The sequence below is a fragment of the Paenibacillus sp. FSL R5-0378 genome (assembly GCF_038009285.1).
Classification (GTDB): domain Bacteria; phylum Bacillota; class Bacilli; order Paenibacillales; family Paenibacillaceae; genus Paenibacillus_AQ; species Paenibacillus_AQ favisporus.
Window position 1 is genome coordinate 3,077,990 of the sequence record NZ_JBBPAY010000001.1, and the last position, 12,014, is coordinate 3,090,003.

General features: G+C 56.1%; 12 protein-coding genes and 1 pseudogene. 9 read left to right on the plus strand and 4 right to left on the minus strand.

What is annotated here, in order from left to right:
* Positions 1–77 precede the first annotated feature (77 nt).
* Positions 78–1,706, plus strand: a complete 1,629-nt coding sequence (locus MKY74_RS14330) for an LTA synthase family protein (protein ID WP_167372848.1) — start codon at positions 78–80, stop codon at positions 1,704–1,706.
* A gap of 112 nt (positions 1,707–1,818) precedes the next feature.
* Here MKY74_RS14330 and MKY74_RS14335 read toward each other — a convergent pair.
* The 3 genes and pseudogenes from MKY74_RS14335 to MKY74_RS14345 all read right to left on the minus strand — a co-directional run.
* Positions 1,819–2,259, minus strand: a pseudogene (locus MKY74_RS14335) (DUF2231 domain-containing protein); the annotation flags it as partial.
* A 217-nt stretch (positions 2,260–2,476) separates the two neighbouring features.
* The gene (locus MKY74_RS14340) at positions 2,477–3,313 is read right to left on the minus strand and encodes a M56 family metallopeptidase (protein WP_076168580.1); all 837 of its coding nucleotides are present in this window, start codon (positions 3,311–3,313) and stop codon (positions 2,477–2,479) included.
* A 3-nt stretch (positions 3,314–3,316) separates the two neighbouring features.
* Positions 3,317–3,733, minus strand: coding sequence for a BlaI/MecI/CopY family transcriptional regulator (locus MKY74_RS14345; protein WP_076168578.1), 417 nt, complete (start codon positions 3,731–3,733; stop codon positions 3,317–3,319).
* Between the two features lie 217 nt (positions 3,734–3,950).
* Here MKY74_RS14345 and MKY74_RS14350 point away from each other — a divergent pair, with 217 nt between their 5' ends.
* Both MKY74_RS14350 and MKY74_RS14355 read left to right on the plus strand, forming a co-directional pair.
* Entirely contained in the window at positions 3,951–4,589 is a 639-nt protein-coding gene (locus MKY74_RS14350; RefSeq protein ID WP_076168576.1) for a deoxynucleoside kinase, read from the plus strand.
* A complete protein-coding gene (locus MKY74_RS14355; RefSeq protein ID WP_076168573.1) occupies positions 4,576–5,229 on the plus strand; it encodes a deoxynucleoside kinase in 654 nt (217 codons plus the stop codon). Before MKY74_RS14350 ends, MKY74_RS14355 begins: the two co-directional genes overlap by 14 nt.
* Positions 5,230–5,316: 87 nt before the next feature.
* Here MKY74_RS14355 and MKY74_RS14360 read toward each other — a convergent pair whose 3' ends face one another.
* Positions 5,317–5,820 carry an RDD family protein gene (locus MKY74_RS14360; RefSeq protein WP_076168571.1) on the minus strand — a complete coding sequence of 168 codons (504 nt, stop codon included), beginning with the start codon at positions 5,818–5,820 and terminating at the stop codon, positions 5,317–5,319.
* A 243-nt stretch (positions 5,821–6,063) separates the two neighbouring features.
* Here MKY74_RS14360 and MKY74_RS14365 point away from each other — a divergent pair, with 243 nt between their 5' ends.
* From MKY74_RS14365 to MKY74_RS14390, 6 genes are all read left to right on the plus strand, one after another.
* A complete protein-coding gene (locus MKY74_RS14365; protein WP_076168569.1) occupies positions 6,064–7,164 on the plus strand; it encodes an amidohydrolase/deacetylase family metallohydrolase in 1,101 nt (366 codons plus the stop codon).
* A complete protein-coding gene (locus MKY74_RS14370; RefSeq protein ID WP_076168566.1) occupies positions 7,142–8,245 on the plus strand; it encodes a DgaE family pyridoxal phosphate-dependent ammonia lyase in 1,104 nt (367 codons plus the stop codon). The genes MKY74_RS14365 and MKY74_RS14370 overlap by 23 nt, the downstream gene beginning before the upstream one ends.
* A gap of 1 nt (position 8,246) precedes the next feature.
* A complete protein-coding gene (gene dagF, locus MKY74_RS14375; protein WP_076168563.1) occupies positions 8,247–9,002 on the plus strand; it encodes a 2-dehydro-3-deoxy-phosphogluconate aldolase in 756 nt (251 codons plus the stop codon).
* Complete coding sequence (locus tag MKY74_RS14380; RefSeq protein WP_076168561.1) at positions 8,995–10,011, plus strand: sugar kinase; 1,017 nt, start codon at positions 8,995–8,997, stop codon at positions 10,009–10,011. Before dagF ends, MKY74_RS14380 begins: the two co-directional genes overlap by 8 nt.
* 10 nt (positions 10,012–10,021) lie before the next feature.
* Positions 10,022–10,735, plus strand: coding sequence for a GntR family transcriptional regulator (locus tag MKY74_RS14385; protein WP_076168559.1), 714 nt, complete (start codon positions 10,022–10,024; stop codon positions 10,733–10,735).
* Between the two features lie 184 nt (positions 10,736–10,919).
* Positions 10,920–11,957, plus strand: a complete 1,038-nt coding sequence (locus tag MKY74_RS14390) for a LacI family DNA-binding transcriptional regulator (protein WP_076168557.1) — start codon at positions 10,920–10,922, stop codon at positions 11,955–11,957.
* Positions 11,958–12,014 lie beyond the last annotated feature (57 nt).

The window sequence follows — 12,014 nt, forward strand, 5'->3', positions numbered from 1 at the left end:
TCGGGCAGGATGGGACACCCTATAACAGGTCCAGGATTGACCGCCATATTATGCTTCTTGGAGTGGTTAAAGAGCTGATGAACCGATTCAAGTCTCGTTATGCCCGTTATATTGCCGCCGCCCTGTCGACTGCATTGATTGCAGGCGCGGTCCTGCTCTACCGGAACCTTCCGGCCAAGCTGCAGCCCGAAACCAAGCCGCATTCGTTGACAAAAAAAGAGGTTAAGCCCCAGCGCGAAAAAACGATTCCCGAAAAACTTGAAGAGCTCGACCGGACTTATCCGATTGGGGAGCCTCCCGAGGGCAGTGCCAGAACCTATTGGGGGGCCGGAAAGGGCAAAAATCTCATTGTCGTTCAGCTGGAATCCTTTCAAAATTTTGTGCTGAATGCATCGGTTCAGGGGCATCAGGTAGCGCCGGTAATGAAACAGTTGTCCAAAGAAAGCTTGTATTTTCCATACATATTCCAGCAAATCGGAGTAGGCAATACGTCAGACGCCGAGTTTGCCGCCAGCACGTCGATCTACCCCATCGGGTTTTCAGCCATGTCTACTACGTATGCCGACCGAAAGCTGCCGAGCCTTGCCAAGCTGTTGGGCAGGAATCATTACGTTACGGCGACGTTTCATGTCAATGACGTGACCTTCTGGAACCGGGACCAAATGTATCCGGCGCTGGGGTTTCACGCGTATTATGACAAGCCCTATTTCAGCAAGGTCAAATTCAGCCGGTTCGGGGCGTCGGATGAGGAATTGTTCCGGGTCGGTATCCGTAAAATGAAAACGATGCGAAAGCTGGACAAGCGGTTCTACGCCCAATTCGTTACCGTGACGAGCCATTCTCCCTATAAAATCAAAGAAGCCGACAAGCGTCTTCACCTTCCTGACGACTTCGCCGATGGGCGCCTCGGGGACTACTTGACGGCCGTCAACTATACCGATTATGCCTTGGGAACCTTTATCGACAAGCTGAAAAGATCGGGGCTCTGGGATACCAGCGTAGTCGTGATCTATGGAGACCATTTCGGCCTTCATAAAAGGTATCATCGCCCCGCCACCGTCAGCAAAGCGCTCGGCATTCCGTACCATAAGCACATCAGCACGTACAACGTGCCGCTGATCATCCACCTGCCCGGCCAGCGCGAAGGCAAGAGGATCGAGCGGACCGGAGGGCAGATCGATATTTTGCCCACAGTGGCGAATGTGATGGGCATTGATTTGAAACAGGAGAAATTTACCGCTTTCGGCCACGATTTGGCCAACGTCGGTCACAATATTGTCGGATCGCGGTATTACATGCCGGCCGGCTCCTTTTTTAATGACGACATCGTGTTTGTCGCTGGAAAAAACGGATTTGAGGACGGAAAGGCATACGATCTCCGTACGATGCTGCCGGTACAGAACGTCGAGCGGTATCGACCGGACTTTGAATTTATTCAAAAGCGGATGGGGCTGTCGGACCGGTACGTGAAGCGTCTGCCCGCCAGACCCGGCGTCAAGCTGGAATCCCAGTCGAAGCAGGAGCCTGCGGGGGCCAAAGTGCCGCCTAAAGCGGAAACCGGGCCGGGAGCAAAGCCGGGTGAAAAGCAGGCGGGGAATGATGGGCCAGCCGGCCTCCGTGCCAAGCCGAGTTCGAACGGAAAAGCGGGGAAGGACGGAAGTAAAGAGCGCATCAAGCAGCCTGAAGCGGATCATCCGGCACGGTGAGCGGAACATTCAACGGCATGGATCGTCATACCAAAAAACAGCGGCTCCACCGGATACACCGGGGACCGCTGTTTTGCCGTTAAGGGGAGTGCAGCCTGGCGGAAATAGGAAATTACTCCGCCGAATCCGATCCGGAAGCGCCGGCGCTTCCGTCTGCCGGCGGCTGGCCGCCCTGGTCCCCGGGCGCACCCTGCCCGCCCGGCATCCCGGCTGAGGCGCCTTGGCCTTGACCGCCGCCCATCTGTCCTTGAGGGAACTGCCCGGGCTCGAACGGACGGTGCACCATCTCTCCCCCGAGATGAGCGGTATACATCACCAGGACGACGGCTGCGAGGGTCACCACGAGGTACAGCGGGTTTCTGCCGACGTCCCGCTTCTTCCAGAGCCCAATCGCTCCGCGTACGATGCATAGCGCGATCGCCAAATACATCGTATAGATGCCGTACATGGCATGAGTTTCTACGTTCGGATTGCGCATCATTTTCGGTCCGGTCAATACCGCAGCGACCGTGCTGACCGTGCCGATGATGAGGCAGATGAGGGCTGCGGAATGCCACTCCCGTTTTTTTCAGATCAGAGCAGCCAGATCAAACAGCAGGCTGAACAGCAGGAGCACGATCGGAAAATGCGTAATGATAAAATGCTTGTTATCCCATAAATAATTCATCACCATTTCTCCTCCACTTCAATTAACACTACATAACGTAGTTTTAAGTTTCCGAAAAAACGCCGCTGCCTGATATGAAACGGCAAGGCGTTGTTTTACCGCATTATCCAATGCCAAATACGACGAATCCGAATGCGATCAGAGAGACGATGCAGGGGATAAGCGGCGGACGCAGCGGCGGCTTAAAGTGCGGATCCACCAGCAGCTTCAAGCGCAGATTGATCGCGTTGTCGGCAAACGACGCGCTGCTCGGTACCAGCGTGGCGGATGTCCCCCGCTTCAGCATCACGAGCAGGGCACTGCCCAGATCGGCGACGCTTCCGGTGGCGCGAACGGCCTGACGGTCGGCCATCAGCTCGATCAGCATTTTGTATTTGCCGATCAGCCAGCGGTAGATCGGTATGTACCAGAACGTGGTGCCGACCAGCGTCAGCAGAAAAATTTTAAGCGGATGCCTCTCGCTCAAATGGTACTTCTCGTGAGCCATGACGGCGGCGAGTTCGCTCTCGCTCAGCTCGCATATGAGGCCTGTCGACAGGACGATGCGGGGCCGCAGCAGTCCCACCGTCATGGCGACCTGATCCGGATGATCGATCACAGTTAAAGCCTCGGGACCAAGACCGTGCTCTTCGCCGATCGCCTGCGATAAGTCGGGATCCAGGCAGCGATGCAGAAGCTTCCTCCAGCGGAACGAAGCGATGCCTTCCCGGAGCCAGACGGCAAGCGACAGCAGGAGCGAGGTAAGCAGCAAAAACAGCATGACATTGATCCGGACCGGGAACCCGATGAATCGCAAAAATTCAATGCAGACATTAAAGAGGTTCGCCGGCATATGGACATGGAAAATAAACTGAACCACAAACAGCGTCATCTGCACGTAGACCAAGCCGGCCGTCAGCATGACAAAGGCGAGCATCCCTTTCGATCGCTTTTCCCACATGGCTTACCGATCCTTTTTCCATTGTTTGATTTGCTTTTCCAGTTGGTCGAGCAGGTCGGGGTCCACCTGTTCCATCGCATCGATCATATGGGCGACGGCCCGGGAACCGAACTCCTTAACCAGATCGTAGGACAGCTCTTTCGATTGTTCCTCCAGAAACTGCTCCTTCGTCAGAACGGGGCTGTACACGTAAGATTTCCCCTGAAGCTTCTTCTGCAGAATCCCCTTGTCAACAAGCCGGTTCATGACCGTCATGATCGTGTTGAAGCTCATGGGCTTGTCTTCGCTGATCTTGGCGTTCACTTGCTTGATGGTCACCGCCTCCAGGCGGCTCCAGATCACGTCCATGACCTTGGCTTCAAGCGGGCCGAAGAATCGCTCCAGTCCCCGTCCTTGATAATTGAACTTGTTCATCTTCATACAGTGCACTCCCTTTACACTACAAATTATAGTGTTATGTCGGCATGCCCGTCAACCAGGACCGGAGCACTGGCTTTCCAGGCCTTCAGCGCCTGCATAACCTGCGCAGCTAAAGGATATGATTTCAAGAAAAGTTCTTCTAGCAAACGGACGATGCTGTGATACAATAGGTAAGTCGTTTTTTTTGGCATACCGTAGGGAGGGAGTCACACCATTCATGAAACAGGTGCCGTTTATCGCCGTGGAAGGGCCCATTGGAGCGGGGAAAACCACGCTGGCTGCGATGCTGGCTAACAGACTGGGCTTTCCGGTGGTGAAGGAAATTGTGGAGGAAAATCCGTTCATCGAGTCATTTTACGAGAATATGGAGGACTGGAGCTTTCAGCTCGAAATGTTCTTTTTGTGCAGCCGGTACAAGCAGCTCACTCATACGGTGAACGGTTATATCGGCAAGGGGCAGCCGGTTATCTCCGATTATCATATGTATAAAAATTTAATTTTCAGCGAAAGAACGCTGCACGGCGTCGAGCGGGAGAAGTACCGGCAAATCTATCAGGTGCTGACCGGCGATCTGCCGAAGCCGAACGTCATTATCTATATCCGGGCCAGCCTGGATACGCTGCTGCAACGGATCGCCCGGCGGGGCCGCCCTTTTGAAGAAGGAATGGATCCCGCCTATCTCAAGCAGCTGATCGAGGACTATGATGCCGCGATGGGCAAGCTCAGTGACGGCACAGACGGTGCATCGACGGTATTGCTGACGATTAATGGGGACGAAGTTGATTTCGTCAAGAATGAGGAACAATTTGAAACGATAGCCTCGCAAATAAAGGAGCTTGTGTATGAATCCATATAATATCCCGGATAATGCGGTCATTACGGTGGCGGGCACGGTGGGTGTCGGCAAATCGACGCTGACGGCGGCGCTGGCCGGTTCGCTCGGCTTTAAAACCTCGCTGGAGCAGGTGGACGACAATCCGTACCTGGAGAAGTTCTATCACGATTTTGAGCGCTGGAGCTTCCATCTTCAAATCTATTTCCTGGCCGAGCGGTTTAAAGAGCAGAAGCGTATGTTCGAACTCGGCGGTGGCTTTGTCCAGGACCGATCCATCTATGAGGATACCGGGATTTTCGCCAAAATGCATGCGGATAAAGGGACGATGTCGGAAACGGACTTCCGTACATATACCAGCCTCTTCGAGGCGATGGTAATGACGCCTTATTTTCCACATCCGGACGTCCTGATCTATATCGAAGGGAGCCTGCCGTCCATTCTGTCCCGAATCCGGGAACGCGGCCGCGAGATGGAAATCCAGACAGACGTGTCTTATTGGGAAGAAATGCATGAACGGTATACGGTCTGGATTAACGGATTTCATGCCTGCCCGGTGCTGCGCCTGAACATCGAGGATTATGATGTGCACGACGAGCGGTCCATGTCCGACATTTTGACGCAAGTGGGCCGAACGATTGCAGGCACGCCGGCAAAATTATAGTTATAAAGGAAGACGGATCATGCCAGTGGGCGTGGTCCGTTTTTTTTTTTGAGATTATTAACGATTCGGTGGAGCCGTGCAGTTCTATCATCGGTGGCGGACGAAAGTGCCGGCAGGAATATCATGAAGCGCGCGCTTTCCCCGGTTAAGCAGCAGGAACACGATGTACAGCAGGATCATCCCGTTCGGAATCAGAACCAATGCGGGATACGGCGGCTCCGGGACGTTCCACCATGGGTCCGGAACCAGGACAATCAGATGGGTCAGCTCCCACGGCAGCAGCTTGAGGCAGGTCCGGCCGGCGGCCTGGATAAAGGAAATACGCTCTCCGTCCCGGCGGGTCACCGAGAGCCGCAGCAGCTTTTTGCCTAACGTCGCGCCGAAAAAATACTCCGACACGATAAAATACAGCCACACGGGGAAGGACATCGTGGCAAGCACCCAGCATTCGATCTGATAGCCCTTGACCAGCCTGTCAAACGGGAATCCTCCGGTCAGATGATAGGCCGCCAGCTGAAGACCGACGAGCACAAGCGCAAGCATGATAAAATCCAGCCCGTAGGCGGTAAGTCTTACCAAGGTCAGCTTCATGGCCGTTTCCCCTTTTCGTATCGTATGGAGCTGATGATGGCGGTTCTGCTTCTTCCAATGTACGTCGAACGTGGTTTGTCTAATCCTATTATCTATGACGGCGGGCTGCGGATCTACAACCTTTCATTCTGATTTTTTGGGGTAACGCTGCTTCCTTGAAACATTATAACGTTATATTTACTTGCGGGTAGTTCCGTGCTATCTTAAACATTATAACGTTATAATAAAAAGACAGGTGATGACATGGAGCAAACGACCGTACTCCGCCAAGTGAAGCTTGTGAGCGGAGAAGAAATCGACATCGTCATAACCAAGGGCATCCTCGCCGGCATTACGGCTGCCGGCGAGGGGAAGGGAGACGCCGTATGGAACGGCCGGGGCACTTACGTGTCGAGCGGCTGGATCGATATGCACGTCCATGCCTTTCCCGAATTTGACCCTTACGGCGATGACATTGACGAAATCGGCGTCAAGCAGGGCGTCACGACGATCGTCGACGCGGGAAGCTGCGGGGCCGACCGGATTGCCGATCTGGCCGCCAGCGGACGTGCAGCCAAGACGAATCTGCTCGCCTTCATGAACATTTCGCGGATCGGCTTGCAACGGGTGGATGAGCTGTCCCGGCTGGAATGGATCGACCGCGGCAAAGCGATCGAGGCGGCGCAGACGTATCCGGAGCTGATCGTTGGGCTGAAGGCGCGCATCAGCCGGAGCGTCGTCAAGGAGAGCGGGCTCGAGCCGCTGCGCCTTGCCCGGGGTTTGTCGGCCGATACCGGCCTGCCGCTGATGGTGCATATCGGTTCGGCGCCGCCGGATATCCGGGACGTGATTCCCCTTCTGGAGAAGGGCGACATCATCACCCACTATTTAAACGGCAAGAGCAACAATCTGTTTGATGCAGACGGCCGTCCGCTGAAAGTGCTCACCGATGCCGTGCGGCGCGGCGTCCATCTGGACGTTGGGCATGGGACGGCAAGCTTTTCCTTCCGGGTGGCTGAAGACGCGAAACGGCACGGCATTCATCCGGATACGATCAGTACGGATATTTACCGGGGCAACCGGCTGAACGGTCCCGTGTACAGCTTGGCAAATGTACTTTCCAAGTTCCTCAGCCTGGGGTATTCTCTAGAGGAAACGATCAGCAGAGTCACGGTCCGTGCGGCGCAGTGGCTTGGCAGACCCGAGCTCGGGCGGATACAGGTCGGGGATGCGGCGAATTTGAGCCTCTTTACGGTGAGCGGCGATTCCGCGCAGCTTGTAGATTCCGAGGGTGTGCACAGAACGGCTGAGCAAGTCATTACTACCAAAGGAGTGGTCATTCATGGGGAATTCATTGTTTTCTAAGTATGGGCTCAAGCGGGTCATCAATGCCAGCGGACGGATGAGCATTCTCGGCGTTTCCGCGCCGACGGACACGGTCATGGAAGCGATGAAGCAGGGCGGACAGAGCTATGTGGAAATCGCCGACCTGGTGGATAAGGCGGGCGATTACATTGCCGGAGTTCTCGGCTCGGAGGCGGCGGTCATCGTCAACTCGGCGTCCAGCGGCATCGCCTTGTCGGTGGCCGGTATCGTTACGCAGGGAAACCGCCGCCGGAGCGAACAGCTGCATAAAGAGCCGATCGCGAAAAACGAAATTATCATTCTTAAAGGTCATAACGTGCAGTACGGCGCTCCGGTGGAAACGATGGTCTACCTCGGCGGCGGCAAGCTGGTCGAGGTTGGATATGCCAATGAGGGGCGCACGGAGCATATCGAAGACGCGGTGACGGACAAGACGGCTGCCATTTTGTACGTAAAATCGCATCATGCCGTACAAAAGAACATGATCTCCGTTGAAGAAGCGTGGGAAGCCGCCAAGCGGGCAGGCGTACCGCTGATCGTCGACGCTGCGGCGGAAGAAGACCTCCAGAAGTACGTGAAGTGCTCGGATCTGGCCATATACAGCGGCTCCAAGGCGATCGAAGGACCGACCTCCGGCATTGTGGCGGGCAAACGGGAATATATCGAGTGGGTGAAGGTCCAGCTGCATGGTATCGGACGAAGCATGAAGGTGGGCAAGGAAACGTCGTTCGGCCTGCTGCAGGCGCTGGACGAATATATGGTCAAAGTCGATCGGAGCGAGGAGGAAAAGGCATCGCTGCAGGCGCTGATGCCGCTGAACGACATTCCCGGGGTCCGGGTAACGATCGTGCAGGATGAGGCCGGCCGGGCCATTTACCGGGCGCGGGTGCAGATCGATCCGCAGCAGGCGGGAACGACCGCCAAGGATGTGAACGACGGCTTGAGACAGGGCGCCATTGCGATATATACCCGGGATTACGGCGTAAGACAGGGGTATTTTGACATCGATCCAAGGCCGTTGATGGGCGATGACATGACGGTGATTGAATCGCGAATCCGTGAATTGACAGGAGGAAAATAAAATGTCCCACATAGAGAAGAGATGGTATAAGGGCCGCGTCGCCCTGAACGTGCTGGCGAAGGATATCGCGAACGCCAAGGAGATTTTTGAAGCGGCCGAAGGCCATGTGCTTGTCGGCGTCCTGTCGAAGGACTACGCCAGCGTGGAAGAAGCTGTGGCGGCGATGAAGCAGTACGGCGAGGCGATCGACGAGGCGGTGTCGATCGGGCTTGGGGCCGGGGACAACCGCCAGGCTGCGGTGGTGGCGGAAATCGCCAAGCATTACCCCGGAAGCCATATCAATCAGGTTTTCCCGGCAGTCGGCGCGACCCGGGCGAACCTCGGGGCGAAGGACAGCTGGATCAACAGCCTTGTATCGCCATGCGGCCGTCCGGGCTATGTTAACATTTCGACCGGCCCATTCAGCGCGGCGCAGTCCGATCCGGCCATCATTCCTGTAGCGGCAGCGATCGCGCTGGTGCGCGATATGGGCGGGAATGCGCTCAAGTATTTCCCGATGCAGGGGCTTTCGCGCGAGGATGAGTACCGTGAAGTCGTGAAGGCATGCGCTGCGGAAGGCTTTGCCCTGGAGCCGACCGGCGGCATCGACATGGACAATTTCGAAGCCATTCTCCGCATCGCGCTGGAAGGCGGTGTGCCTCAGGTTATTCCGCATGTGTATTCTTCCATCATCGACAAAGATACGGGCAATACCAACATCATGCACGTCCGGACGCTGACCGGAATCATGAAGAAGCTGGCGGACGATTATGCCTAAGCGCATCGCGGCTTTCGGGGAAGTGATGATGCGCCTGACGGTTCCGGGGGTTGAACTGCTGTCCCAGTCCGGGACGCTGCATTACACGTTCTCCGGCACCGGAGTCAACGTGGCTTCCGCACTGTCACGCATGGGCCATGAAGGGATGCTCGTGACCCGCCTGCCGGACAATCCGCTGGGCGATGCGGCGGCAGCCTATCTCCGTAAGCTCGGCATCGACCTCTCCTTTGCCGGCCGCGGCGGAAAGTACCTCGGGATGTACTTTCTCGAGAACGGCTTCGGCGTCCGCCCGAGCCGGGTCACATATACGAACCGGCTGGAGAGCAGCTTTAACACCGCTCCGGAGGGAACGTACGACTTCACCGGCATTGCGGGCCGGGTGGACGCCGTTCACTTCTGCGGGATCGCCCTGGCTATGAACGACGGGGTGCGCGCCCATATGAAGGCGCTCGCCCGGGCGGTGAAACAGCAGGGCGGCACGGTCATATTTGACTGCAACTACCGTCCATCCCTGTGGGGGGAAGACGGATATGACCGGGCAAGGCCGCATTATGAAGAGATGCTCCGCCTGGCGGACGTCGTCCTGATGAACGAGCGGGACGCCATGCTGACGCTTGGCTTCCGTACGGAGAAGGAAACCCGCCGGGAGCAGCTGGAAGAGCTGATTCCGCTTGCCGCGCGGACGTTCGGCATCCGCACGGTCGCCGGAACCCACCGCTTCGTGAACGGCGACAATTCCCATTCGCTGCAAGGATTTATGTTCACCAGCGGACAATTTGCGTATTCGGACCTGCTGACGTTCGCCGTCTATGATAGAATAGGGGCAGGAGATGCTTTTGCCAGCGGAATCATCCATGGCGAGCTGGAAGGCCTGCCGCCGGAGACGACGGTGCGTTATGCGGCGGCCGCCGGCATGCTGGCCCATACGGTGGCGGGCGATACGCCGATGTCCACCGCGCAGGACATTCTCAAGGCGATGACGGCATCCGCAGGTGACGTAGAAAGGTAGTGGAGCTGCTGTGAGCTTATCCCGCAAAGATAGGCCGTTGTACATACAAATCAAGCATATTTTGAAGGAACGGATTTTGCACGGCGTGTACCCCAAAGGCGAAAATATCCCTTCGGAGCCGCAGCTGGAGAAGGAATTTGCGGTCAGCAAAATTACGATCCGGGCCGCCGTTTCGGAGCTGGTCAGCGAGGGCTTTCTGGAGAAGGGCAGCGGCCGGGGAACGAAGGTGATCCGCAATACATCGGTATCCAAGCTGGCCAAGTGGAAGCATTTCACGGAAGTGCTGGTGGAGGAAGGGCATCAGATCCGGAAGCTGTGGCTTCAGGTCAAGCGCGTGACCAACGACGAATCGTCGGAAGCTTGGCGGCTGCTGGGAGAGACCAGCTTACTGCTGGAACGGGTGTATTTCCTGGATGACCGGCCGTACATTTATTACACGCATTATGTGACCCCGGATGCCGGCGAGGTGGATATGGACGACCTGAACGCCATGTCTCTGTATGAATGGCTCGAAGGGCGGGATATTCCCCTCGGCAATTTGCGGGATGAGTTTACGGTGGCCGTCCCGCCGGAACATGTGCAGAAGACGCTCGGCCTGGACGGGGGTACCCCGGTCCTCAAAAGGCTGCGTTACTCCTATGACGAGCTGGGCCAGGTGATCGAATACAGCATCGGTTACTATCATACCGGCCTTCAAAATTATGTGGTCACCTACGACAGATAGCGGCATTACGGGCTGTTCTCGAAGCGGATTCATCCGTTTTTCGGAACAGCTTTTTTGCATTTGGTTCATTTTTGGGGGAGCCATCACCGCGTAGAATTTTGACGCCACGCATTTGCAGGTTTATGATATGATCAGTTTGCAGTTGTAAAATTTGGAGCCAAAATTTGCAGAGGAGGGACTTGGATTGGCGAAGCTAAAAGATATTGCCGAACGGGTGGGCGTGTCCATTTCCACCGTATCCCGGGCGATCAGCAATGACACCAGCCGGCCGGTCAGTGAGGAAACGAAGCAGAAGATCCGGGAAGCGGCCCAAGAGCTGGGGTACAAATGGCACGGATCGCAGAAAGGCGCGCCCCAGCAGGTTGTCGAGACCAAGCGGATCGCCTGTATCGTTCCCCAGCATCTGATGGACGATCATCCGTATTTCTCCAAGGTGCTGGCCGGTTTCCATGAAAAGATGGAAGAGATGGGACAGCTGCCGGCGATGGTCCGCACATCGGAGGAAGTGTCGGATGCCGAGAGGCTGAAGCAGATGCTGAGGGAAACCGGGGCGCAGGGCGTCGTGGCCATCAGCTGGTATGACGAGGAGCTGTTCGGGCTGATTCAGAAGGAAGGGATCGCCATCCTGGGTGTGAGCCTGAACGACGATAGACTGTCGGTGCCTGTCGTGGACTGTGACCGGATCTTCTCCTCACGGGCGGCCGTGCGCCACTTGATCGAACAGGGACATACGCGGATCGGATTTGTTGGTGGTCCTGCCTATTCCAGGCAGATGGAGAGCGAGGAGCGTTTTGTCGGGTATAAATTCGCCATGCTGGAGGAGGGACTTGCCCTGCGCCAGGACTGGCTGATCAATACGGACTGGAACGTGGACCGCAGCTACAGTGGGGTGAGCGATTTGCTGAGCCGGCTTCCGAAAGCGGAATGGCCGACGGCGATCTTCTGCGCCAGCGACATGCTGGCGATCCCGGCGATGCGGGCCGTTGTGGAGCGTGAAGGCCGGATCCCGCAGGATATCGCTATCGTAGGCATGGACAATATTGATGTCGCCCAATATACAACGCCTCCGTTAACTTCAGTTTCGGTGCCCAAGCACGAAATCGGCCGGGTTGCCGCCAAATCGATTGTCGACTATTTGGACGGGCACTATCCGGCAGGGACCAAGATTTTGCTGTCCTGTTCATTGATCGTCAGAGAGTCGTCCAGTTACAGCAGAAAATGACTTTTTATGTTCGATAATGTTACATAATAATAACGCGTTTTTGTGAGCAGCATCGGC

Excerpts from the sequence above, each read along its gene's own strand:
- MKY74_RS14345 (WP_076168578.1), bottom strand. The coding sequence starts at position 3,733 with ATGAAGATGAACAAGTTCAATTATCAAGGACGGGGACTGGAGCGATTC.
- MKY74_RS14380 (WP_076168561.1), top strand. The coding sequence starts at position 8,995 with ATGCCTAAGCGCATCGCGGCTTTCGGGGAAGTGATGATGCGCCTGACG.
- dagF (WP_076168563.1), top strand. The coding sequence starts at position 8,247 with ATGTCCCACATAGAGAAGAGATGGTATAAGGGCCGCGTCGCCCTGAAC.
- MKY74_RS14350 (WP_076168576.1), top strand. The coding sequence starts at position 3,951 with ATGAAACAGGTGCCGTTTATCGCCGTGGAAGGGCCCATTGGAGCGGGG.
- MKY74_RS14370 (WP_076168566.1), top strand. The coding sequence starts at position 7,142 with ATGGGGAATTCATTGTTTTCTAAGTATGGGCTCAAGCGGGTCATCAAT.
- MKY74_RS14355 (WP_076168573.1), top strand. The coding sequence starts at position 4,576 with ATGAATCCATATAATATCCCGGATAATGCGGTCATTACGGTGGCGGGC.
- MKY74_RS14360 (WP_076168571.1), bottom strand. The coding sequence starts at position 5,820 with ATGAAGCTGACCTTGGTAAGACTTACCGCCTACGGGCTGGATTTTATC.
- MKY74_RS14330 (WP_167372848.1), top strand. The coding sequence starts at position 78 with ATGAACCGATTCAAGTCTCGTTATGCCCGTTATATTGCCGCCGCCCTG.
- MKY74_RS14340 (WP_076168580.1), bottom strand. The coding sequence starts at position 3,313 with ATGTGGGAAAAGCGATCGAAAGGGATGCTCGCCTTTGTCATGCTGACG.
- MKY74_RS14365 (WP_076168569.1), top strand. The coding sequence starts at position 6,064 with ATGGAGCAAACGACCGTACTCCGCCAAGTGAAGCTTGTGAGCGGAGAA.